The 22,482-nt window shown below is 72.7% G+C and carries 25 protein-coding genes; 18 read left to right on the forward strand and 7 right to left on the reverse strand.

Annotation, left to right across the window (positions count from 1 at the left end; translation table 11 throughout):
• Positions 1-103: 103 nt before the first annotated feature.
• On the forward strand, positions 104-1,159 hold the full coding sequence (locus tag ACYQ0U_RS01885; RefSeq protein ID WP_459968769.1) for a hypothetical protein: 1,056 nt from the start codon (positions 104-106) through the stop codon (positions 1,157-1,159).
• Positions 1,160-1,202: 43 nt separating this feature from the next.
• On the opposite strand, the gene ACYQ0U_RS01890 is transcribed toward ACYQ0U_RS01885, so the two are convergent.
• Positions 1,203-2,288: an LCP family protein gene (locus ACYQ0U_RS01890; protein WP_459968771.1), complete on the reverse strand. Its 1,086-nt coding sequence runs from the start codon at positions 2,286-2,288 to the stop codon at positions 1,203-1,205.
• Between the two features lie 149 nt (positions 2,289-2,437).
• Between ACYQ0U_RS01890 and ACYQ0U_RS01895 the strand changes: the two genes are divergently transcribed.
• On the forward strand, positions 2,438-3,910 hold the full coding sequence (locus ACYQ0U_RS01895; protein WP_459968773.1) for an AlkA N-terminal domain-containing protein: 1,473 nt from the start codon (positions 2,438-2,440) through the stop codon (positions 3,908-3,910).
• A gap of 1 nt (position 3,911) precedes the next feature.
• Positions 3,912-4,403 carry a methylated-DNA--[protein]-cysteine S-methyltransferase gene (locus ACYQ0U_RS01900; RefSeq protein ID WP_459968775.1) on the forward strand — a complete coding sequence of 164 codons (492 nt, stop codon included), beginning with the start codon at positions 3,912-3,914 and terminating at the stop codon, positions 4,401-4,403.
• Positions 4,404-4,406: 3 nt separating this feature from the next.
• Here ACYQ0U_RS01900 and ACYQ0U_RS01905 read toward each other — a convergent pair whose 3' ends face one another.
• Positions 4,407-5,129 carry an IclR family transcriptional regulator gene (locus ACYQ0U_RS01905; RefSeq protein ID WP_459968777.1) on the reverse strand — a complete coding sequence of 241 codons (723 nt, stop codon included), beginning with the start codon at positions 5,127-5,129 and terminating at the stop codon, positions 4,407-4,409.
• Between the two features lie 103 nt (positions 5,130-5,232).
• Here ACYQ0U_RS01905 and leuC point away from each other — a divergent pair, with 103 nt between their 5' ends.
• The 3 genes from leuC to ACYQ0U_RS01920 all read left to right on the forward strand — a co-directional run bounded on the left by leuC (position 5,233) and on the right by ACYQ0U_RS01920 (position 8,159).
• Complete coding sequence (gene leuC / locus ACYQ0U_RS01910) at positions 5,233-6,648, forward strand: 3-isopropylmalate dehydratase large subunit (RefSeq protein ID WP_459968868.1); 1,416 nt, start codon at positions 5,233-5,235, stop codon at positions 6,646-6,648.
• A gap of 1 nt (position 6,649) precedes the next feature.
• Positions 6,650-7,258: a 3-isopropylmalate dehydratase small subunit gene (leuD, locus tag ACYQ0U_RS01915; protein ID WP_459968778.1), complete on the forward strand. Its 609-nt coding sequence runs from the start codon at positions 6,650-6,652 to the stop codon at positions 7,256-7,258.
• Positions 7,259-7,523: 265 nt separating this feature from the next.
• Complete coding sequence (locus ACYQ0U_RS01920) at positions 7,524-8,159, forward strand: HU family DNA-binding protein (RefSeq protein WP_459968780.1); 636 nt, start codon at positions 7,524-7,526, stop codon at positions 8,157-8,159.
• 68 nt (positions 8,160-8,227) lie between these two features.
• Here the strand turns inward: ACYQ0U_RS01920 and cofC are convergent, their stop codons facing one another.
• Positions 8,228-8,833 carry a 2-phospho-L-lactate guanylyltransferase gene (cofC, locus tag ACYQ0U_RS01925; RefSeq protein ID WP_459968782.1) on the reverse strand — a complete coding sequence of 202 codons (606 nt, stop codon included), beginning with the start codon at positions 8,831-8,833 and terminating at the stop codon, positions 8,228-8,230.
• A 43-nt stretch (positions 8,834-8,876) separates the two neighbouring features.
• Between cofC and ACYQ0U_RS01930 the strand changes: the two genes are divergently transcribed.
• Together ACYQ0U_RS01930 and ACYQ0U_RS01935 are read left to right on the forward strand one after the other, a co-directional pair.
• A complete protein-coding gene (locus ACYQ0U_RS01930) occupies positions 8,877-9,635 on the forward strand; it encodes a lysophospholipid acyltransferase family protein (protein WP_459968784.1) in 759 nt (252 codons plus the stop codon).
• Complete coding sequence (locus ACYQ0U_RS01935) at positions 9,632-10,633, forward strand: NAD(P)H-dependent glycerol-3-phosphate dehydrogenase (protein ID WP_459968786.1); 1,002 nt, start codon at positions 9,632-9,634, stop codon at positions 10,631-10,633. The genes ACYQ0U_RS01930 and ACYQ0U_RS01935 overlap by 4 nt, the downstream gene beginning before the upstream one ends.
• Here the strand turns inward: ACYQ0U_RS01935 and ACYQ0U_RS01940 are convergent.
• On the reverse strand, positions 10,630-11,685 hold the full coding sequence (locus ACYQ0U_RS01940; RefSeq protein WP_459968788.1) for a trans-sulfuration enzyme family protein: 1,056 nt from the start codon (positions 11,683-11,685) through the stop codon (positions 10,630-10,632). The genes ACYQ0U_RS01935 and ACYQ0U_RS01940 overlap by 4 nt on opposite strands.
• 33 nt (positions 11,686-11,718) lie before the next feature.
• On the opposite strand from ACYQ0U_RS01940, the gene ACYQ0U_RS01945 reads away from it, so the two are divergent.
• A complete protein-coding gene (locus ACYQ0U_RS01945) occupies positions 11,719-12,834 on the forward strand; it encodes a D-alanine--D-alanine ligase family protein (protein WP_459968790.1) in 1,116 nt (371 codons plus the stop codon).
• Between the two features lies 1 nt (position 12,835).
• Here ACYQ0U_RS01945 and ACYQ0U_RS01950 read toward each other — a convergent pair whose 3' ends face one another.
• Both ACYQ0U_RS01950 and ACYQ0U_RS01955 read right to left on the reverse strand, forming a co-directional pair.
• The gene (locus ACYQ0U_RS01950; protein WP_459968793.1) at positions 12,836-13,258 is read right to left on the reverse strand and encodes a DUF3515 domain-containing protein; all 423 of its coding nucleotides are present in this window, start codon (positions 13,256-13,258) and stop codon (positions 12,836-12,838) included.
• Between the two features lie 59 nt (positions 13,259-13,317).
• Positions 13,318-13,554 (reverse strand): Lrp/AsnC ligand binding domain-containing protein, encoded by a 237-nt coding sequence (locus ACYQ0U_RS01955; protein ID WP_028636164.1) that lies wholly within the window; start codon positions 13,552-13,554, stop codon positions 13,318-13,320.
• An 85-nt stretch (positions 13,555-13,639) separates the two neighbouring features.
• Between ACYQ0U_RS01955 and ACYQ0U_RS01960 the strand changes: the two genes are divergently transcribed.
• Positions 13,640-14,590, forward strand: coding sequence for a thiamine-phosphate kinase (locus ACYQ0U_RS01960; protein ID WP_459968796.1), 951 nt, complete (start codon positions 13,640-13,642; stop codon positions 14,588-14,590).
• Positions 14,591-14,690: 100 nt separating this feature from the next.
• On the opposite strand, the gene rpmB is transcribed toward ACYQ0U_RS01960, so the two are convergent.
• A complete protein-coding gene (rpmB, locus tag ACYQ0U_RS01965) occupies positions 14,691-14,876 on the reverse strand; it encodes a 50S ribosomal protein L28 (protein ID WP_011756723.1) in 186 nt (61 codons plus the stop codon).
• Positions 14,877-15,000: 124 nt separating this feature from the next.
• On the opposite strand from rpmB, the gene ACYQ0U_RS01970 reads away from it, so the two are divergent.
• The 8 genes from ACYQ0U_RS01970 (at position 15,001) to mutM (ending at position 22,445) form a co-directional block, all read left to right on the forward strand.
• Positions 15,001-16,644 (forward strand): DAK2 domain-containing protein, encoded by a 1,644-nt coding sequence (locus ACYQ0U_RS01970; RefSeq protein WP_459968800.1) that lies wholly within the window; start codon positions 15,001-15,003, stop codon positions 16,642-16,644.
• A gap of 10 nt (positions 16,645-16,654) precedes the next feature.
• Positions 16,655-18,895 carry an ATP-dependent DNA helicase RecG gene (locus ACYQ0U_RS01975; RefSeq protein WP_459968802.1) on the forward strand — a complete coding sequence of 747 codons (2,241 nt, stop codon included), beginning with the start codon at positions 16,655-16,657 and terminating at the stop codon, positions 18,893-18,895.
• Between the two features lie 7 nt (positions 18,896-18,902).
• On the forward strand, positions 18,903-19,475 hold the full coding sequence (rsmD, locus tag ACYQ0U_RS01980) for a 16S rRNA (guanine(966)-N(2))-methyltransferase RsmD (protein ID WP_459968804.1): 573 nt from the start codon (positions 18,903-18,905) through the stop codon (positions 19,473-19,475).
• Entirely contained in the window at positions 19,472-19,957 is a 486-nt protein-coding gene (gene coaD / locus ACYQ0U_RS01985; RefSeq protein ID WP_459968806.1) for a pantetheine-phosphate adenylyltransferase, read from the forward strand. Before rsmD ends, coaD begins: the two co-directional genes overlap by 4 nt.
• A 75-nt stretch (positions 19,958-20,032) precedes the next feature.
• Complete coding sequence (locus ACYQ0U_RS01990; protein ID WP_459968870.1) at positions 20,033-20,608, forward strand: YceD family protein; 576 nt, start codon at positions 20,033-20,035, stop codon at positions 20,606-20,608.
• Between the two features lie 9 nt (positions 20,609-20,617).
• On the forward strand, positions 20,618-20,803 hold the full coding sequence (gene rpmF / locus ACYQ0U_RS01995) for a 50S ribosomal protein L32 (RefSeq protein WP_181644900.1): 186 nt from the start codon (positions 20,618-20,620) through the stop codon (positions 20,801-20,803).
• Entirely contained in the window at positions 20,745-21,554 is an 810-nt protein-coding gene (rnc, locus tag ACYQ0U_RS02000) for a ribonuclease III (RefSeq protein ID WP_459968810.1), read from the forward strand. Before rpmF ends, rnc begins: the two co-directional genes overlap by 59 nt.
• 3 nt (positions 21,555-21,557) lie before the next feature.
• On the forward strand, positions 21,558-22,445 hold the full coding sequence (gene mutM / locus ACYQ0U_RS02005) for a bifunctional DNA-formamidopyrimidine glycosylase/DNA-(apurinic or apyrimidinic site) lyase (protein WP_459968812.1): 888 nt from the start codon (positions 21,558-21,560) through the stop codon (positions 22,443-22,445).
• Positions 22,446-22,482 lie beyond the last annotated feature (37 nt).

Consider the following 22,482-nt stretch of genomic DNA (forward strand, 5'->3'; position numbering starts at 1 on the left):
TTGCACCACTCTCACTGGGGGTGGGCCGAGAGGCTCGGGCCCGCGGCACCGCGCCAGTCTGGCTCTCGCTCGTCCACCGACTTCCACGATGAGGAGTTCGAACATGATCCGACGCATCGCCGCAGGCCTCGTCCTCCTGGTGGGGGCGTTCTGGCTGGTGAGCCCGTTCGCTCTCGGGTACAGCGGCAAGACCGCTGCTGTCGACGACATGACCGGGGACTTCCGCCCGGTCTTCTCCGACGCCGGTCTTGAGCAGACCAATGCCGACATCGGGACCGTCAATGCCTTCGCCGCCCAGTTCCACGACGAGGCAGTTCCCTCTCTGGCCCGGCAGCTGGGGATCAGCCCGGACGAGTTCGTCAGCGCGCTCGGGCACGAGTACCCGGAGGTGGGGGCGGGAATGCAGCAGCTTCCCGAGAGCCTGCCGTACTTCAACGCCACGGTGGACGCGCTGAACCAGCAGCAGGGCAACTTCCACGACGCCGACGCGGTCCCGACCGGGTTCCTGCCGGCGAAGACGGTCCACTGGCTGTTCGTGGTGCTCGGCATCGTGGCCCTGCTCCTCGGCGTGTTCCTGCTCCGCACCCCACCGACGCATGCGGCCCCCTCGTCCGGCAGGCGGTTGCTGATGGGAGTCGCGGCTCTCGGCGTGGCCGTCGTCGCGGTCACCTTCCTGCTCTCGGTTCCGCAGAAGACGCAGGCTGTCGACGACCTGACGGGTGCGTTCCGCCCGGTGTTCACCGATGCGGGAGCACAACAGGCGCGTGACTACCTGACGACGATCCAGAAGATGGACGATCAGCTCAACGGCGAGGCCTTGGCCGGTCTGGCGACGATGCTCGGCGTGACTCCCGACCAGCTCGCAGCGACCCTGGGGGAGCAGTTCCCCGACGTCGCGACCGGCCTCCAGGAGATGCCGGACATCCTGGCTCGCTTCGACGCACTGGTCACCACGATCGAGAACAACGTCGGCACCTTCCAGCAGGCGGACGCGATCCCGACCCGGTCCCAGCCCACAACCTGGCTGGTGGCACAGCTCCTGGTTCCGGCCGGAGTCCTCGTCATCGCCGGTGGCGCGGGATTCCTGGGGTCGCGTCGCCGCGTCGAGCGCGCCGGGGCCGTCCCCAGTCCTGGTCCAGCGGCGAGGTCGGTGGGATGACCGCTGCTCGGCCGCGCTCCCACGCGTCCACCGGGACGTGTCGTCAGGCGCACAGGCCGTTCGCGGCGGCGTTCTCCGCGGACCCCCTCGGGTTGCGGCCGCTGATCGCGCCGCGGCCGAAGGCGCCGAGCGGCCGGTCGTCGATCACCTTCTGCCAGAGCTGATCGGCCTCGGGGGTGAGCTGGAGGCGGCCCCAGTTCGGGTCGCCGATCGGGAACTCGGACGTGGGGGCGGTGACGAACCGGATGCTGTCGAGGTCCGCCTTGCGCAGCGAGGACGCCAGCTTGGCCAGCTCGCCGACGCTGGCGAGCTCGGGGTTGGTCGTGATCGAGTCCGCGAGCGCGCTGGCGAAGTTGTAGAGCTTGTCGGGCCGCGTGAGGGTGTTCGCCGACATCACCTGGCTCAGCATGGAGGCGACGAACGCCTGCTGGCGCTTCATCCGGCCGAGGTCCGAGTTCGGCGTCGAGCTGCGCTGGCGGACGTAGGCCAGGGCGTCGTCGCCGTGCAGCACCTGCGTGCCCGCGTCGAGGTGGATGTTGTGCTCGTCGTCGTCGATGTCGGACGGGATGCAGACCTGCACGCCCCCGATCGCGTCGACCATGTCCTTGAAGCCGCCGAAGTCGACCACGACGTAGTCGTCGATGAAGATCCCGGTGACGGCCTCGACCTGGGCCACCGTGCAGGAGGCGCCGCCGACGGCGTACGCCTCGTTCCACGCCACGTCGCTGGCGCCGGGGATCGTCTTCCGGCCGTCGTGGCACTCCGGGCGGGCGACCAGGGTGTCCCGGGGGATCGAGATGCCGTACGCCTCGCGGCGCCCGTCGGCCACGTGAAGCAGCATCGTGAGGTCCGACCCGCCCAGGCCGCCCTCGCGGTCGATGCCGCAGCCGTCGCAGTCGCGGGTGTCGGTCCCGATGACCAGGAGGTTGAAGGACCCGGTCGGGAGCTCGGGCTCGGGCCGCTCGACGCCGGGCGGGTGCACGATCGCGGGGCCGGCGTCGATCTTCTGGTCGACCCGGTTGTATGCGAGAACGACGCCGGCGCCCGTCAGCAGGGCGACGACCAGTTCGGCCACCACGATCACGATGATGACCGTGCGTCGATGCCGTCGCGTGGCGGGACGGGGCACGCCGGGATTCCTCTCACACAGGATTCCCGAGATCCTTCACCACCCTAGCGACGGGCGCCACGACCCAGGGGTGCTCCCGGGAGGGCTAGGCTCGTCGCCGTGTCCGATTTCCGCCAGAACTTGCCGGTGGGGTCGGTCAGGATGACGCCATGACGTCACCGACCCTCGACCCGGAGTCGTGCTACCGCGCCGTGAAGTCGCGGGACCGCCGGTTCGACGGCGTCTTCTACACCGCGGTGCGGACCACGGGCATCTACTGCCGCCCGTCCTGCCCGGCCCGGACCCCGGCGTTCCCGAACGTCACGTTCCACCCGAGCGCCGCGTCGGCGCAGGCCGCCGGCTACCGCGCCTGCAAGCGCTGCCTCCCCGACGCGACGCCGGGCAGTCCGGACTGGGACGTCGCCGCGTCGGCCGCCGGACGTGCGATGCGGCTGATCGCCGACGGCGTCGTCGACCGCGAGGGCGTGGACGGACTGGCCCGCCGGGTCGGCTACACCCCGCGCCACCTCACGCGCATCGTCACCGCCGAGCTCGGCGCCGGCCCCCTCGCCCTCGCCCGCGCCCGCCGTGCGCAGACCGCACGGGTGCTCATCGAGACGACCGAGCTGACCTACGCCGACATCGCGTTCGCCTCGGGCTTCGCCAGCGTGCGCCAGTTCAACGACACGATCCGCGAGGTCTACGCGTCCTCGCCGACCGACCTCCGCGGGCGTCGCGGGGGTCGCCCGGCCACGGGCACGGTCGCCATGCGGCTGGCCGTGCGCACGCCGTACGCCGGCAGCGCGCTGCTCCACTTCCTCGCGGTCCGCGCGATCCCGGGCGTCGAGGCCTCCGGCCCCGGCTGGTACGCCCGCACGTTGTCGCTGCCGCACGGCACCGGCACGGTCCGGCTGGAGGTGCCGGACGTCGAGACCCCGGGGGAGACGGCGTTCGCGGCCGCGACGTTCATGCTCGACGACCTGCGCGACACCGCGGCGGCGACCGAGCGCGTGCGCCGGCTGCTCGACGCCGACTGCGACCCGGTCGCCGTCGCCGACGCGTTCGCGGGCGACCCGGTGATCGGGCCGCTGGTGCGGGCCAACCCGGGCCTGCGGGTGCCCGGCCACGTCGACGGCCACGAGATCGCGGTGCGCGCGGTGCTCGGCCAGCAGGTCAGCGTGGCCGGCGCGCGGACGGTCGCCGCCCGGCTCGTCGCCGAGCACGGCCGGCCCCTCGCGCAGCCGGTCGACGGGCTCACCCACCTCTTCCCGGACGCCGCGACGCTGGCGGCGCTCGACCCCGAGGACCTGCCGATGCCGAGCTCGCGCGGCCGCGCGCTGGTCGCGCTGTGCGCGGCGCTGGCCGCGGGCGACCTCGCCCTCGACCGCGGCCCCGACCGCGACGACGTGCGCCGGGCCCTGCTCGACATCCCCGGCATCGGGCCGTGGACGGCCGACTACGTCGCCCTCCGCGCGCTGGGCCACCCCGACGTCTTCCTGCCGACCGACATCGGCATCCGCGACGCGCTCGCCGGCCTCGGCCGCGACCCGTCGACCGCGGCGGCGCTCGCCGAGGGCTGGGCGCCCTGGCGCTCGTACGCGCAGCTGCACCTCTGGCAGACCCTCATGGAGAAGGAGAACTGACATGTGGACCGTGATGGAGTCCCCGATCGGGCCGCTGCGCATCGTCGAGCGGGGCGGCGCGATCACCGCGATCGAGTTCTCGCCCTTCCCCCCGGTCGGGCAGAGCCAGGACGGCCGTGTCCGCGGCGACCGCGACGACGCCCACCCGGTGCTGGTGGAGTGCGTGCGCCAGCTCGACGCCTACTTCGCCCGCGACCTCAAGGAGTTCGACCTGCCGCTCGCGCCGCAGGGCAGCGACTTCCAGCAGCGCGTGTGGGCGCAGCTGCTCGGCGTCGGCTGGGGGGAGACGGCGTCGTACGGCGAGATCGCGCACCGCCTCGGCATGACCAACGCCGCGTCCCGCGCCGTCGGCCTGGCCAACGGCCGCAACCCGATCCCGATCGTGATCCCGTGCCACCGCGTCATCGGCGCCAACGGCACCCTCACCGGGTACGCCGGCGGCCTCGACCGCAAGCAGCTCCTGCTGTCGCTGGAGCAGGACTCGCTCTTCTGACGACTACTCAGCAGCCGCCCGCCGCAGCGACTCCGACAGCCGCTCGGCAGCGGCCAGGACCGCGGGGGCGTGCATCCGGCCGGGCTGGCGGGACAGGCGCTCGAGCGGGCCGGAGACCGAGACCGCGGCGATGACCTTGCCGCCGGGGGAGCGGACGGGCGCGGACACCGAGGCCACGCCCTGCTCGCGCTCGCCGACCGACTGGGCCCAGCCGCGGCGGCGGATGCCGGACAGCGCGGCGGCCGAGAAGGCGGCGTTCTGGAGGCCGCGGTGCATCCGCTCGGGGTCCTCCCACGCGAGCAGCACCTGGGCGGCCGAGCCGGCGCGCATGGTCAGCTGCGAGCCCACCGGGATCGTGTCCCGCAGGCCGGACGGGCGCTCGGCCGCCGCGACGCAGACGCGGTGCTCGCCCTGGCGGCGCCAGAGCTGCGCGGACTCGCCGGTGATGTCGCGCAGTCGCGCCAGCACCGGGCCGGCGGTCGCGAGCAGGCGGTCCTCGCCCGCCGCGGCGGAGAGCTCGGAGAGGCGCGGCCCGAGCACGAAGCGGCCCTGCATGTCGCGGGCGACGAGGCGGTGGTGCTCGAGCGCCACGGCGAGCCGGTGGGCCGTGGGCCGGGCGAGGCCGGTGCCGGCGACGAGGCCCGCGAGCGTGGCCGGGCCCGACTCGAGGGCAGTGAGCACGAGGGCGGCCTTGTCGAGCACGCCGACTCCGCTGGAGGTGTCCATATGGCAATACTGCCGTCTCACACAATGGGATGCAAGTAGTACGCTCTGTGAGACAGCACTACTGCGTCACAGCACGGTTCACGAAGACGTGAGGGAGAGAACCATGGGCAAGACCTTGTCAGAGAAGGTGTGGGACGAGCACGTCGTCCGCGCGGTCGACGGGGAGCCCGCGCTCCTCTTCATCGACCTGCACCTCATTCACGAGGTCACCTCGCCGCAGGCCTTCGACGGCCTGCGCCTCGCGGGCCGCCAGGTCCGCCGCCCCGACCTGACCCTGGCGACCGAGGACCACAACGTCCCGACCGTCGACTGGGACAAGCCGATCGCCGACCCCGTCTCGCGCACGCAGGTCGAGACCCTGCGCCGGAACTGCGAGGAGTTCGGCGTCCGCCTCCACCCGCTCGGCGACGTCGAGCAGGGCATCGTGCACGTCGTCGGCCCCCAGTTGGGCCTGACCCAGCCGGGCATGACGATCGTCTGCGGCGACTCGCACACCGCCACCCACGGCGCGTTCGGCGCGATCGCCTTCGGCATCGGTACGTCGGAGGTCGAGCACGTGCTCGCCACCCAGACGCTGCCGCAGGCCCGCCCGAAGACGATGGCGGTCACGGTGAACGGCGAACTGCCCGAGGGCGTCACCGCCAAGGACCTGATCCTCTACCTGATCACGCAGACCGGCACCGGCGGCGGCCAGGGCTACATCGTCGAGTACCGCGGCGCGGCGATCCGCGCGCTCTCGATGGAGGGCCGCATGACCGTCTGCAACATGAGCATCGAGTGGGGCGCCAAGGCCGGAATGATCGCGCCGGACGAGGTCACCTTCGACTACCTCAAGGACCGGCCGGAGGCGCCGAAGGGCGCCGAGTGGGACGCGGCCGTCGCGCACTGGCGGACGCTGGTCACCGACGACGACGCCGTCTTCGACAAGGAGATCGTCATCGACGCCGCGGACGTGACCCCGTGGGTCACCTGGGGTACCAACCCGGGCCAGGGCGCGCCGCTCGGCGGCACCGTCCCCGCCCCGGCCGACTTCGAGGAGGCGATCGAGCAGGTCGCGGCCGAGAACGCCCTGCGCTACATGGACCTCGAGGCCGGCACCCCGCTGCGCGAGGTCCACATCGACACGGTCTTCGTCGGCTCGTGCACCAACGGTCGGATCGAGGACCTGCGCCTCGCGGCCGAGGTGATCAAGGGACACATGGTCGCCGACGGCACCCGCATGCTCGTCGTCCCGGGCTCGGCGCGCGTGCGCCTCGAGGCCGAGGCCGAGGGCCTCGACCTGGTCTTCAAGGAGGCCGGTGCCGAGTGGCGCGGCGCGGGCTGTTCGATGTGCCTGGGCATGAACCCCGACACGCTCGCGCCGGGCGAGCGCAGCGCCTCGACCTCGAACCGCAACTTCGAGGGCCGGCAGGGCAAGGGCGGTCGCACGCACCTGGTCTCGGTCCCGGTCGCCGCGGCGACCGCCATCCGCGGCACGCTGTCCAGCCCCGCCGACCTCGTCACCGTTGGGAGCAACTGACATGGAGAAGTTCACGACCCACACCGGCGTCGGTGTCCCGCTGCGACGCAGCGACGTCGACACCGACCAGATCATCCCGGCCGAGTACCTCAAGCGCGTGGCGCGTACCGGCTTCGAGGACGGGCTGTTCGCGGCCTGGCGCAACGACCCGTCGTTCGTGCTCAACAACCCGGCGTACGCCGCCGGCTCGGTCCTCGTCGCCGGCCCCAACTTCGGCACCGGCTCGTCGCGCGAGCACGCGGTCTGGGCCCTGCAGAACTACGGGTTCAAGGCCGTGCTGTCGCCACGCTTCGCGGACATCTTCCGGGGCAACTCGGGCAAGGCGGGGCTGCTGACCGGCAAGGTCGACGAGAAGGTCGTGCAGCGGCTGTGGGACTACCTCGAGGAGAACCCCGGTGCCAGCGTGACGGTCGACCTCGAGAGCCGCACGGTCCGTGCCGGTGAGGGTCCCGACGCGATCGAGGACTCCTTCGACATCGACGACTACACGCGGTGGCGCCTGCTCGAGGGCCTCGATGACATCGGGATCACCCTCGGCCACGAGGACGACATCGCGGCCTACGAGTCGGGCCGTCCGAGTTGGAAGCCGGCGACGCTCCACGCGAGCTGATCGCGGCGTCGAGAAGGGCGAATCCCCAGCAATAGCTGGGGATTCGCCCTTCTCGCATTTTCGGAGCCGGTCGAGCCGCGCGCGCTTCCGGAGGGCGAAAACGGGAGAAAGCGGCTCTGCTGCACGGTTCTCGCACTCGACGGGTTTCAAAATCACTTCGCGAAACACGCCCGAGGTGATTGTGAGCGAGGCTCTGAATACCTAGCGTTCAAGGGAGTTAGTCGAGCACGGGCTCGACCCAAGTCGTTCATTGAAGGGGAAGACAGTGAACAAGTCAGAGTTCATCGAGGCACTCTCGGCGCGATTCGACGGCAACAAGAAGGCCGCGTCGCACGCCCTCGAGTCGGTTCTCGACACGATCACCCGCGAGGTTGCGAAGGGTGAGAAGGTCGCGATCACGGGCTTCGGCTCGTTCGAGAAGCGCGTTCGTGAGGCCCGCTGGGTCCGCAACCCGCAGACGGGTGCCCGCATCAAGGCGAAGAAGACCGCGGTGCCGAAGTTCACCGCCGGTGCGGATCTGAAGAACGTCGTGTCGGGCGCCAAGAAGCTACCGAAGGTCGCGGTCGCCGCCGCTGCCCCGGCCGCGAAGAAGGCCGCGACCGCCGCGAAGAAGGCCGCTCCGGCCAAGAAGGCCACCACCGCCAAGAAGGCCGCTCCGGCCAAGAAGGCGGCTCCGGCCAAGAAGGCGGCTCCGGCGAAGAAGGCCACCACCGCCAAGAAGGCGGCCCCGGCCAAGAAGGCGCCGGCCGCGAAGACCACCGCCAAGAAGGCTCCGGCCAAGAAGGCGGCCCCGGCCAAGAAGGCTCCGGCCAAGAAGACCACCACGGCCAAGAAGGCGCCCGCGAAGAAGGCGCCGGCCAAGAAGGCCGCCGCCAAGAAGGCGCCGGCCAAGAAGTCCTGAGCCACGCTCTCCACCAGCGACGGGCCGTCATCCTCCGGGATGGCGGCCCGTCGTCCATGTCGGGGGAATCAGGTGAGGAAGGCGGTGCGTGGCCCGATGCCGAGGCGGATCGCGTCGGCCAGGTCGTCGGCGTCGTCGACGTCGCGCCGCACCGAGGCCGGCGCGTCCGCGACCTCGCGGGCCCCGCTGTCGAGGTGGGCCCGCCGCGAGCCCGGGCCGAACCGCGGGTCGAAGGCGTCGTACGCCGCTGCGTAGAGCGTGGTTCCCACGCCGGCCGCGTCCGGAACGAACCACGGTCCCGCGGCGTCCCGGCCGAGCACGACGTCGAGGTCGGCGGCACGGAGCGCGGGCAGGTCGGCGCACAGGGCGGCCGGGGTCAGGTCCGGCCAGCGCCGCCGCGCCTCGGCGGCCGCCTGTCGCAGCGTGCCGTTGAGGTCGTCGGTGACGCCGTCCGGGATGGCGGACGCCCCGAGCGCGGACAGGCGGGTCGAGAGCTCGGCGTCGTCGGTGACCACGAGCACGCGGCCGACCAGCTCGGCGTCGAGGCACGCGGCCACCGTGTCGAGGGCGAAGGCCTCGGCCAGGGCGCGCCGGTCGGCCACGCCGAGCAGGCGTGACTTGCCGACGGCGGGCGGCTTGACGGGGACCAGGAGGACGGCGCGGGACACGGGCATCGCCGTCGATCCTGTCAGGTCACCGACCGAGTAGCCTGCGCACGTGGTCGTTCGGAGGATGCAGGAGAAGCGGAGCTGGGCGTGGCGGATCGCCGAGCCCCTCGTCCGGGGTGCGCTCATCTCGACGACCAGGCACGAGTGGATCGACGCCGAGAACATCCCCGCGAGCGGGGGCTGCATCATCGTGCTCAACCACGTCTCGCACGTGGACCCGCTCACCGCGGCCCACCTCGTCTACGACCACGGCCGGCTCCCGCACTACCTGGCCAAGTCCGGACTGTTCAAGAACAAGGCGCTGGGCGCGTTCTTCCGGGCCGCCGGCCAGATCCCGGTCGAGCGGCTGAGCAAGAACGCCGTCGGCGCCTTCGATGCGGCGGTGCAGGCGGTCCGCGACGGCAAGTGTGTCGTCGTCTACCCCGAGGGCACCATCACCCGCGATCCCGACGGCTGGCCGATGACCGGCAAGTCCGGCGCGGCCCGGATCGCGCTCGAGACCGGCTGCCCGGTCATCCCCGTCGGGCAGTGGGGCGCCCAGCAGTTGCTGGCGCCGTACGCGAAGAAGCCGGACCTCTACCCGCGCAAGCTCGTGACGATGAAGGTCGGCACCCCGATCCCGCTCGACGACCTCCGCGCGAAGGAGCGGTCGATCGCGACGATCAACGAGGCGACCGCCCGGATCATGGCCGCGATCACCGCGCTCGTCGAGGAGGTGCGCGGCGAGACCGCGCCCGCCGAGCGGTTCGACATGAGGAAGGCCGGCGTCCGGCAGACCGGCAACCCGAACAAGAAGGACCGCCCATGAGCAAGGTCGCGATCTTCGGGGCCGGGTCCTGGGGGACCGCCTTCTCGATCGTGCTCGCCGACGCCGGCAACGACGTCACGATCTGGGCGCGGCGCGAGGAGGTCGCCGAGGCGATCAACGACCAGCGCGAGAACGCCGAGTACCTCCCCGGCATCGAGCTGCCCCCGCAGGTCACCGCGACCCACGACGTCGAGAAGGCCGCGCACGGTGCCGACATCGTCGTGCTCGCCACCCCGTCGCAGTCGCTGCGCCGCAACCTGGTCGAGTGGGCGCCGTACGTCGAGCAGGACGCCGTCCTCGTCTCGCTGATGAAGGGCGTCGAGCTGGGCACGCTCGAGCGGATGAGCCAGGTGATCGGGGAGGTGACCGGCGCGGGCCCGGACCGGATCGCGGTCGTCAGCGGGCCCAACCTGGCCAAGGAGATCGCCCGCCGCGAGCCCGCCGCCTCGGTGGTCGCGTGCGCCGAGGAGGACGTCGCACGGCGGATCCAGCGGCGCATCCACTCGCCGGCGTTCCGCCCCTACACGAGCCCGGACGTGCTCGGCTGCGAGCTCGGTGGCGCCTATAAGAACGTCGTCGCGCTGTCGGTCGGCATGGCCGTCGGGCTCGGCTTCGGTGACAACACGACGGCCTCGGTGATCACCCGCGGCCTCGCCGAGACCGCCCGTCTCGCGACGGCGCTGGGCGCCAACCCGCTGACGCTGATGGGCCTCGCGGGCCTGGGCGACCTCGTGGCGACCTGCTCGTCGCCGCTGTCGCGCAACCGCACCTTCGGCGAGAAGCTCGGCCAGGGCATGACCACCGACGAGATCCTCGCCGCCACCCGGCAGGTCGCCGAGGGCGCGAAGTCCTGCTCCTCGCTGCTGGCGCTCGCCGAGCGCACCGGCGTGGACGCGCCGATCGCGGAGCACGTCGACGCCGTCGTCGCCGGGAAGATGACCGCGCCCGAGATGATGGACGCCTTCATCGCCCGCGAGACGAAGGCCGAGACGGACTAGCTCACGACGTCGTCCAGGGCGGCCGACAGGTCCTCCCAGAGGTCGTCGACGTCCTCCACGCCGACCGAGAGCCGCACCAGCCCCTCTGGGATCGTGGCGGGCTCCGCCTTCCAGCGGCGTCGCCGCTCGAACGTCGACTCGACGCCGCCCAGCGACGTGGCGTGCACCCACAGCCTGGTCTTGCGCACCAGCAGGTCGCCGGCCAGCTCGCCGCCGGCCAGCACGACCGAGACGATGCCGCCGAAGCCGGGGTAGCGGACCTCCGCGACGGCCGGGTGGCCCGCGAGCCGGCCGGCCAGCTCGGTGGCGTTCGCCTGCGAGCGCTCGACCCGCAGGTGCAGCGTGCGCAGCCCGCGCAGCGCCAGCCAGGCCTCGAACGTGCCGGGCGTCGAGCCGAGCAGGTCGCGCCGGCCCTTGAGGACGCCGTGCAGCTGCTCGTCGTTCGTGACGACCGCGCCCATGAGCACGTCGCTGTGGCCGGCCAGGAACTTGGTCACCGAGTGCACGACGATGTCGGCGCCCAGGCTCAGCGGCTGCTGGAGCAGGGGAGTGGCGAAGGTGTTGTCGACGACGACGTACGCCCCGGCTGCGTGCGCCGCCTCCGAGATCCGGGCGATGTCGGCGATCTCGAGCGCCGGGTTGGTCGGCGACTCGAACCACACGAGTGCGGCGTCCTCGCAGGCCGCGGCCACGGCGTCGGTGTCGGTGATGTCGACCAGCTCGGTGCGGATCCGCCCGCGTCCCTCGAGGTCGCCGAGCTGGAGCAGCGTGCCGGTGTAGGAGTGCGCCGGCGCGACCACGAGCCCGTCGTGGCCGACCAGGTCGAGCACGGTCGTCACCGCGGCCATGCCGGAGGAGAACGCGAGCGCGCGGCCGCCCTCCAGCGCGCCGAGGGCGTCCTCGAAGGCCGTCCAGGTCGGGTTGCCGTAGCGGCCGTACTCGAGGTTCCCGGTCGCGGCGTAGGTCGAGGCCATCGTGATCGGCACGTTGAGCGGCTGGTCCGGGTCGTGCGGCGGACGTCCGGCGGTGACGGCGACGGTGGCGGGCTTCATGGCCACGAGCGTAGGGCCGATAGGGTCGACGCGATGAACGAGCCCAAGCCCCGCGTCGCCGTCGTCTTCGGAGGCAAGTCCAGCGAGCACGCCATCTCGTGCGTGACGGCCGGGAGCGTGCTGGCGGCCATCGACCGCGACCAGTACGACGTCGTGCCGATCGGCATCGCCACCGACGGCCGCTGGGTCCTCGAGTCGGACGACCCGGAGCGGCTGCGCATCACCGGACCCGACGAGCTGCCCGCGGTCGACGGCGACCGCGCCACGATCGCGCTGGCGCCCGAGGCGGCTTCCACCGGACTGGTGGTCACCGAGCCGTCGCAGCCGCCCCGCACCCTCGGCGAGGTCGACGTGGTGTTCCCGCTGCTCCACGGGCCGTGGGGAGAGGACGGCACGATCCAGGGCATGCTCGAGATGGCGGGCGTGCGCTACGTCGGCGCCGGCGTCCTGGCGTCCGCGGTCAGCATGGACAAGGCCTACATGAAGGTGGTGCTCGCGGCCGCCGGCCTGCCGGTGCTGCCGTCGTTCACGGTCACGGCGAGCCAGTGGGGCCGCGACGCGCCCGCGTGCCGCGAGCGGGCCGCCGAGCTCGGCTATCCGCTGTTCGTGAAGCCCGCACGGGGCGGCTCCAGCATCGGCATCTCCAAGGCCCACCACGCCTCCGAGCTCGACGGGGCGATCGAGGAGGCGCTGCGGTACGACGCCAAGGTGCTCGTCGAGGCGTACGCCGCCGACGGTCGCGAGGTCGAGTGCGGCGTGCTCCAGGCGCTCGACGGGACCGCGGAGACCAGCGTCCCGGCGGAGATCCGGATCTCCGGGGAGCACGAGTTCTACGACTTCGCGGCCAAGTACCTGCCCGAGGAGCACACCGAGCTCGACATCCCCGCCGACCTGCCCGACGAGGTCGTGGCGCGGGTGCGGGACATGTCGGCGCGCGCGTTCGAGGCGGTCGGCTGCGAGGGCCTGGCGCGCGTCGACTTCTTCGTGCTGCCCGACGGGCGCGTGGTCGTCAACGAGATCAACACGATGCCGGGGTTCACGCCGACGTCGATGTACCCGCAGATGTGGGCCGCGTCCGGCGTCGACTACCCGGCGCTCGTGGACCGGCTGATCCGGCTCGCGCTCCAGCGCGACACCGGGCTCCGGTGAGCTAGAGGCACTCGTCCTCGAGCTCGGTGTGCGCCTCGACCAGGGCGGTCAGCTCGGTGAGCGCGTCCACCTCGGGCGCGTAGTCGTCCGGCACGACCACCTGCACGCGGGGGCGGTAGCCGTCGGCCACGAACGTCGTCTCGTCGGCGCCCTCCTCGGGCACGACCCAGCCGACGCCGTCGACGGTCGTGCACGGGGGCGCCTGCGTGATGTCGACCGCGCCGACCCCGCAGGTCAGCACGATCGCGGGGTCGCCCCAGGCGGCGCCGTACGCGGTGTCGCCCTCGACCTCGACCGACTCCTCGCCGAGGACGGTGTCGGGCAGGTCGGCGACGAGGGCGCGGCAGGCCTGCGCCTCGGCGTCGGTCAGGTCGCCGCTCTCGATCTCCGGCGGGCCGCACGCGGTCAGCGCGAGGAAGAGCACGCACGCGAGGACGCCCCCGGTCGCGAGCGGCCAGGGGCGTCGGGGTGCGGCGTGCGGGATCAGATGTGGACGACCGGGCAGGTCAGGGTCCGGGTGATGCCGTCGAGGTTCTGGACCTTCGAGACGACCAGCTTGCCGAGCTCGTCGACGTTGCGGGCCTCGGCCCGGACGATGACGTCGTAGGGGCCCGTGACGTCCTCGGCCAGGGTCACGCCCTTGACCTGGGCGATGGCGGCGGCGACCTCGGCGGCCTTGCCGACATCGGTCTGGATCAGGATGTACGCCTGGACGACCATCGAGTCTCTCCCTCAGCGTTCAGCGGACTTGTCGTGCGCCAACCTACCGTGCGCCCCAGACCCCGTCATCTGGTGGGATGGGGCCATGTCGCTCCCCGCAGAGGCCACCCTCGCCGACGTCGGCGAGTTCGGACTGATCAGCGAGCTCGTCGCGCTGTTCCCGCAGGGGGAGCAGGTGATCGTCGGACCGGGCGACGACGCCGCCGTGCTGCGGGTGAAGTCGGGACACGTCGTGGTCTCGACCGACCTGATCGTGGAGGGCCGGCACTTCCGCCGGGACTGGGCGACCGCCTCGGACGTCGGCCACCGGGCGGCCGCGCAGAACCTCTCCGACATCAACGCGATGGGCGGCCGGGCCACCTCGCTCACGATCGGGCTGGCGGCGCCGCCGGACCTGCCGGCGCAGTGGGCGCTCGACTTCGCCCGGGGCTTCGCCGACGAGTGCGCGCTCGTCGGCGCGTCCGTCGTGGGCGGCGATCTGACCCGGGCCGACGAGGTCGTGATCGCGGTCACCGTGCTCGGCGCCTGCACCCAGGCGCCCGTGCTGCGCTCCGGAGCCCGCCCGGGCGACGTCCTGGCCATCGCGGGGCGGCAGGGCTGGTCCGCCGGCGGCCTCGCGGTGCTGGGCCGCGGCTTCCGCTCGCCGCGGGTGCTGGTCGAGGCCTACCGCCGTCCGGAGCCGCCGTACGACGCCGGCCGGGTCGCCGCCGAGGCCGGTGCGACCGCGATGATCGACGTCTCCGACGGCCTCCTCGCCGACGCCGGCCACCTCGCCGCGGACTCGGGCGTGGCGATCGACGTCCACACCGCCGCGTTCGACATCCCCGAACCGCTCCAGGCGGTCGGCGCCGCCACCGGAGCCGACCCCATCACGTTCATCCTGGGCGGCGGCGAGGACCACGCGCTGCTGGCGACGTACGAGGCCGTCGACGCCGTTCCGGAGGGCTGGGCCGTCATCGGCACGGTCAGCGAGGGGGAGGGCGTCACCGTCGACGGTGCTCCCTACGAGGGACCCACCGGCTGGACCCACTTCTAGGCCGAGTCGGCGCTGTCTCAGCTGAGACAGCGCCGACTCGGCGGAAATGCAGAAGGCCCCGACCGGATCGGTCGGGGCCTCGTGACGAGTGCGGCTGGGGTCAGCGGGTGACCTTGCCGGCCTTGAGGCAGCCGGTGCACACGTTGAGACGCTTCGGGGTGCCGTTGACGGTGGCCCGGACGCGCTGGATGTTGGGGTCGAAGCGACGCTTCGTGATCTTGCGCGACCACGGCCGGTTGTTGCCGAAGCCGGGCTTCTTGGCGCAGATGTCGCAGACGGCAGCCACCGTGAACTCCTGGAACGAATCGATGATGTGAACTGGGGTGCCCACGGGAGCGGGCAACCGCATAAGAGTATCCGACGACCCCGCAACCCCCGAAATCGTGCCCGGGCCACTACCCTCGCACCCCATGGAGACCCCTCGGAGCGGCACGGTATCGCTCGAGGTGGTCCTCCGCTTCGTCGACGTCGCGGTGGACGCCCTCGAGGCGGCCCGCGAGGAGATCGACGCGCTCAACGTCTACCCGGTGCCCGACGGCGACACCGGCACGAACATGTACCTCACCGTCTCCGCCGCCCGCGACGCCGTCCGGGAGGCGGGGGACGACCTCGGGGCGGCGCTCGCGGCGTTCGCCCGGGGAGCGCTGCTCGGCGCGCGCGGCAACTCCGGCGTGATCCTCAGCGAGATGCTCGGCGCGCTGGTCCGCCGGATCGGGCAGGCCGACCCGGGGGAGCGCAACGCCCAGGTGATGGCCGAGGCCCTGCGGTGCGCCGCCGACGCCAGCTACGCGGCGGTCGGTACGCCGGTCGAGGGCACCATGCTCACGGTGATCCGGGCGGCGGCGGAGGCCGCGGCCGAGGCCGCGAAGAAGGGCGACGCCCGTGCCCGCGACGTGTTCGCGCAGGCGGCGGAGGCCGCCCGGAAGGCGCTGGCCCGCACGCCGGAACAGCTGCCGGTGCTCGCCGCCGCGGGCGTGGTGGACGCGGGTGGCCGCGGCGTGAGCGTGATCCTCGACGCCGCCGAGACCGTGCTGACCGGACGCCGCCCGGTGCCGGTCACCGCGCCGATCGGCAGCCACGTGATCCCGATCCCGGTCACGGAGCCGGCCGGCGACCTGACCGCGGAGGGACCGTCGTATGAGGTGATGTACCTCCTCGACGCCCCCGACGAGACGATCCCGGCGCTCCGCGAGGCACTCGCGCCCCTGGGGGACTCCCTCGTGGTGGTCGGCGGCGAGGGGCTCTGGAACGTCCACGTGCACGTCGACGACGTCGGCGCCGCCGTCGAGGCCGGCATCGCGGCCGGCCGGCCCTACCGGATCCGCGTCACCCACTTCGCCGAGCAGGTCGCCGAGGCGCGCCAGCGTACGGCTGGGGTCAGCGGGCGCCGCGTCGTCGCGGTCGCGGCCGGCCCGGGCCTGGCCGCGCTGTTCGAGGAGGCCGGCGCGGTCGTCGTACCCGGCGGCCCGGGGCAGCGCCCCTCCACCGGCCAGCTGCTCGAGGCGATCACGGCCTGCGGCGCGGCCGAGGTCGTGGTGCTGCCCAACGACCAGGACTCCGTGCGGGTCGCCCAGATCGCCGCGCGGACCGCCGAGGCCGACTCCGACGGCGCCATCCGGGTCGCGGTGATCCCCACGCACGCGCAGGTCACCGGCCTCGCTGCGGTCGCCGTGCACGAGCCCGGCCGGGCGTTCGACCAGGACGTGCTCGAGATGACCGCGACCGCCCGGCACGCCCGCCAGGGTGCGGTGACGGTCGCCGCCCGGCAGGCGATGACGATGGCGGGGCCGTGCGAGGTCGGCGACGTGCTCGGCGTGGTCGCGGGCGACTTCGTGGTCGTCGGGCAGGACCTCTTCGACGTCGCGACCGACGTGCTCGAGCGTCTGCTCGGCGGTGGCGGCGAGCTCGTCACCGTCGTGGCCGGGGCGGACGACGACGAGGGCGCCCTCGCCACCCGCTGCGCGGCCTGGGTCGAGGAGCGGCACCCGGCTGTCGACGTCGTGGTGTACGACGGTGGACAGGAGCGCTACCCGCTCCTCATGTCCGTCGAGTGAGGGGGGAGTGGTGATCGATCTCGACACGTCGGTCGTCGCCGTCCTCGGCGACCACAAGAAGAAGCGCGCGGCCATCGAGGAGAAGCTCGGGCTGCGCACGGTCGGCGACCTGCTGCACCACTTCCCACGGCGCTACGTGAAGACCGGTGAGCTCACCCGGGTCGAGGAGCCCAACGTCGGCGACCTGCTCACGGTCGTCGGGCAGATCGCCTCCAGCAGGATCGCGACGTACAAGGACCGCCGCACCGACCGCCCGGCGTACCGCGTCGACGTCGTCGTGCGCACCGACGGCCCGTCGTTCCGGGTCTCGATGTTCGCCAAGAACCAGAAGATGGCCGCCTGGCAGCAGGCGAACCGGGTGCCCGCAGGCCGCCGCGGCATCTTCGTCGGGCAGGTGAGCCGGTTCCGCGACGAGTGGCAGCTCACGCACCCGCAGATCGTGCTCTTCGGCTCCCCCGACGAGGACGCCGCGCAGCTCTCGCTCGACGCGATCGGCGATCTCTACCCGATCTACCCGCTCACCAAGGGGGTGGACTCCTGGGACCTCCAGCGGGCGGTCGCCTTCGCGCTCCAGGTGGTCGAGGACGTCCCGGACGTGCTCCCCGAGCCGCTGCGCGAGGAGTACGCCCTGCCCGACGTCCGCACGGCGCTGGAGCGGATCCACAACCCCGACGACTACGGCCAGGTCACCTCCGCGCAGCGGCGCTTCCGCTTCGAGGAGGCGCTGATCACCCAGCTCGTCCTCGCCCGCAGGCGGCGCGCCCTGCGTGAGCTCGGCGCCCGCGCCCGGACCGGCGATGCCGGCGGGCTGCTGGCCGCGTTCGACGCCCGACTGCCGTTCGAGCTCACGGCGGGCCAGCGCGAGATCGGCGCGCAGATCGAGGAGGACCTCGCCCAGCCGCACCCGATGAACCGCCTGCTCCAGGGCGAGGTCGGCTCCGGCAAGACGCTGGTCGCGCTGCGGGCGATGCTGCGCGTCGTCGACTCCGGCGGCCAGGCCGCGCTGCTGGCCCCGACCGAGGTGCTCGCCCAGCAGCACCACCGCTCGATCTGCGCGATGCTCGGGGACCTGGCCTCCGGCGGCATGCTGGGCGGCGCCGCCGAGGCCACCAACGTGGAGCTCCTCACCGGGTCGATGAGCAAGGCCCAGCGCACCGGACCGATGTCGCGGATGGCCTCCGGAGAGGCCGGGCTCGTCATCGGCACCCACGCGCTGCTGGAGGAGCGGGTCCTCTTCGCCGACCTCGGCCTGGTCGTCGTCGACGAGCAGCACCGCTTCGGCGTGGAACAGCGCGCGGCGCTGAGCGACAAGGCCGGGACGCCGCCGCACGTGCTCGTGATGACCGCGACCCCGATCCCGCGGACCGTCGCGATGACGGTCTTCGGCGACCTCGAGACCTCGACGCTCACCGAGCTGCCGGCCGGGCGGGCGCCGATCCAGACCAACGTCGTCCCGCTCGCCGAGCAGCCCGGCTGGTTCGGCCGGATCTGGGAGCGGGTCCGCGAGGAGGTCGGCAAGGGCCACCAGGCCTACGTCGTCTGCCCGCGCATCACCGGCGACGAGCAGGAGCAGGGCGAGACCGACCAGGTCGACCTCGACGAGGAGGGCGAGGTCCTGACCACCGCGAAGCCCGCCGTCGGGCTCGCCGCGGTCGAGGAGGTCGCCGCCCAGCTCGCCGAGGGTCCGCTCGCCGGCCTGCGGGTCGAGAAGCTCCACGGCAAGCTGCCGCCGGAGGAGAAGGACCGGGTGATGCGCGCCTTCGCGGCCGGCGAGATCGACGTGCTGGTCTCGACCACCGTCATCGAGGTCGGCGTCGACGTCGCGAACGCCACGGCGATGGTGCTGCTCGACGCGGACCGGTTCGGCGTCTCGCAACTCCACCAGCTGCGCGGGCGGGTCGGGAGAGGCGGGCTGCCCGGCCTGTGCCTGCTGGTCTCCCACGCCGAGCTCGGCTCGCCCGCACGCGACCGGCTGGACGCCGTGGCCGCCACCACCGACGGCTTCGAGCTCAGCCGGGTCGACCTCGAGCAGCGCCGTGAGGGTGACGTTCTCGGGAAGTCGCAGTCGGGATACCGCTCCGGGCTGCAGAATCTGCGAGTGCTCCGCGACGAGAAGACGATCGTGCAGGCCCGTGAGGCCGCGCACGCGCTGCTCGACGCCGACGCCGACCTCGCGACCGCGCCGCTCCTCGCGGCCGAGGTCACCCACCTGGAGGAGTCGGTGCAAGCCGACTTCCTGGAGAAGTCGTGACCGCGGCATGACCCGGATCATCGGGGGAACGGCGGGCGGCCGCCGGCTCAACACCCCGCGCGGCGCCGCCACCCGACCCACCAGCGACCGGGTCCGCGAGGCGCTGTTCTCCGCGATCGAGTCGTGGTGCGGCTCGCTGCACGGCCTCCGCTTCCTCGACCTGTACGCCGGGTCGGGCGCCGTCGGCCTCGAGGCCTGGTCGCGCGGGGCGGGCGTCGTCACGCTCGTCGAGCAGGACCGCCGCACCGCCGCGCTGATCGCCGAGAACGCCCGCACGCTCGGCTTCGCCAAGGCCGACGTCGTCGGCGCCGCGGTCGCCACCACGCTGCGGCGCGCGCCGGCGGCGCCGTACGACGTGGCGTTCCTCGACCCGCCGTACCCCCTCGACGACGTGGCAGTCGCCGCCGACCTGACCGCGCTCACCGAGCACGGCTGGCTGGTGCCCGGCGCGATGGTCGTGGTCGAGCGGTCGACGCGCAGCCCCGAGCCGGCGTGGCCCGACGGCCTGACCCCCGTCCGCGAGAAGCGGTACGGCGAGACCACGCTCTGGTACGCCGAGGCGGTATCTTCCACGCCATGACCCGCGCGGTGTGCCCCGGATCCTTCGACCCGGTGACGAACGGTCACCTCGACATCATCCGGAGGGCCGCCGCGATCTTCGACGAGCTCGTCGTCGCGACCGGGACCAACCCGTCCAAGTCGCGGCTGTTCGACCCCGAGGAGCGCCTGGAGATGCTGCGCGAGGTCTGCGCGGACCTGCCGAACGTGACCGTCCGCGGGTTCAGCGGCCTCATCGTCGACTTCTGCCGGGAGATCGAGGCGCCGGCGATCGTCAAGGGCCTGCGCGGCGGCAACGACTACGAGTTCGAGCTCCCGATGGCCCAGATGAACGCCCACCTGACCGGCGTCGAGACCGTGTTCCTCACCACGAACGCGTCGTGGGGCTACGTCTCGTCGAGCCTGGTCAAGGAGGTCGCGTCGCTCGGCGGCGACGTCTCCGCCCTGGTGCCCCCGACGGTCCACGCCCGGCTGCTCGACCGGCTTCCCAGCCGGCTGGCCTGACGCATTTGGTCGCGCACGACGCCGACCGGTACGCTTCTCGCTGATCTGTTTGTGCCTGAATCGGAAGTGAACACCCTGAGCAGCCTGGACCCGAGAGCGCCGCTCGTGCTCGACACCCGCGAGCTCGGCCGCCGCCCGGGGTCCCAGCACCAGGTGACACGTTCGGTCCCGGCACCGGCAGATCTGGGCATCGAAGTCCTGCATGTCCCCGAAGGTGCGCCGGTCGAGCTCGACCTGCGCCTGGAGGCGGTCGTGGAGGGTGTGCTGGTCACCGGCACCGCCTCGGCGGAGCTCGCCGGGGAGTGCGCGCGGTGCCTGGAGCCGATCGACGACGAGATCGACGTGCGGTTCCAGGAGCTGTTCGTGTACGACGACCAGGACTACTCCTCGGAGGACGACGAGGTCAGCAAGCTGGAGGACGACCTGCTCGACCTCGAGCCCCTGCTGCGGGACGCGGTGGTGCTCGCACTGCCGTTCCAGCCCTTGTGTGAGGACGACTGTCCGGGACTGTGCCCCGAGTGCGGGGCCCGGTTGAAGGACGACCCGGACCATGCGCACGAGGAGCCGGTCGACCCGCGGTGGGGAAAGTTGCAGGAACTTCAGCAGGGCGACGATTCTGGTTACGGTCGGCCGTCCGACCATAGGAAGTAGGAGAGAACAGTGGCTGTCCCGAAGCGGAAGATGTCGCGCAGCAACACGCGTCACCGTCGTTCGGCCTGGAAGGCCGTCGCGCCCCAGCTGGTGACCTGCGCGAACCCCGCCTGCGGTGCCAAGCACCTGCCGCACCGTGCGTGCGGGGAGTGCGGCCAGTACGGCGCGCGCGCCGACCGTCGTCAGGTCCTCTGACCGGTCCGGTCCGCTGACCAACTACAGCGAGCTCCGAGCAGCCCTCGGGGACCCCGTCCTGGACCCCGAGCTGCTCGAGCGCGCCCTCACCCACCGCTCGTACGCGTACGAGAACGGCGGGCTGCCGACCAACGAGCGGCTCGAGTTCCTCGGTGACTCGGTCCTCGGCGTGGTCGTCACCGAGACGCTCTACCGCACCCACCCGGACCTCTCCGAGGGCCGGCTGGCCAAGCTCCGTGCCGCGGTCGTCAACGCTCGCGCCCTGGCCCAGGTCGGCCGGGGCATCGGCGTCGGCGCGCACGTGAAGCTCGGCCGCGGCGAGGAGTCCACCGGCGGACGCAACAAGGCGTCGATCCTCTCCGACACCGTCGAGGCCGTCATCGGCGCCGTCCACCTCAGCGGCGGCTTCGAGACCTCCGCCGAGGTCGTGCACCGCCTCTTCGACCCGCTGATCGAGGCCGCCTCGGCGCTCGGCGCGGGCCTGGACTGGAAGACCTCCCTCCAGGAGCTCTCCGCCGAGCACGGCCTCGGCGTCCCGGAGTACGTCATCGAGGACGACGGCCCGGACCACATGAAGACGTTCACCGCCCAGGTGCGCGTGGGCGAGGACCTCTACGGCAACGGCGTCGGCCGGTCGAAGAAGGAGGCCGAGCAGGCCGCCGCCGAGACCGCGTACGGCGAGATCGCCACCAACCTGGGCGTCGAGGACCCGGCCATCGACGCGGCCGCGCACTCCATCCGCGAGGGCTAGCCCTTGCCCGAGCTCCCCGAGGTCGAGGTCGTCCGGGCCGGCCTGGAGCGGCACGTCCTCGGCGCGAGGATCACGCGCGTCGACGTCCTCCACCCGCGGCCCGTGCGCCGCGACCTCCGCGGCCCGGCCGGCTTCGCCGCCGCGCTCACCGGACGCCGGATCGAGGCGGCCCGCCGGCGCGGCAAGTACCTCTGGCTGCCGCTCGACAACGGCGACGCGCTGCTCGGCCACCTCGGCATGAGCGGCCAGATCCTCGTGCAGCCGCCCGGTGCGCCCGACGAGCGCCACCTGCGGGTGCGCCTCGCCCTCGACGGCGCCGACGAGGGACGCGAGATGCGCTTCGTCGACCAGCGGATGTTCGGCGGGCTCTCGCTGTCCGAGGGCGGCGCCGACCTGCCGCCGGAGATCGCGCACATCGCCCGCGACCCGCTCGACCCGGAGTTCGACGACGACCTGTTCGTCCGCACCGTCCGCAAGCGAACCTCGGGCGTCAAGCGTCAGCTGCTCAACCAGAACCTGATCTCCGGGGTCGGCAACATCTACGCCGACGAGGCGCTCTGGCGCGCCCGGATCCACGGTGAGCGGGCCGGCGACCGGCTCCCCGCCGCCCAGGTGCGCGAGCTGCTCGGCCACGCCCGCGACGTGATGACGGCGGCGCTGGGGGAGGGCGGCACGTCGTTCGACGCGCTCTACGTCAACGTCAACGGCGAGTCCGGCTACTTCGACCGCTCGCTGCACGCCTACGGCCGCGAGGGCCAGCCCTGCGACCGCTGCGGCGCGGCGATGCGGCGGGTCGCGTTCATGAACCGCTCGTCGTTCTTCTGCCCGGTCTGCCAGCCGGTGCCGCGGCGCCGCCGCACCCCGGCGCAGGCTTTGCCCGTCCCGGATTGACCCGCGGCGCCGCGGGTGGGACGCTTGAAGACGGCCC

The organism is Nocardioides pyridinolyticus (assembly GCF_054653575.1).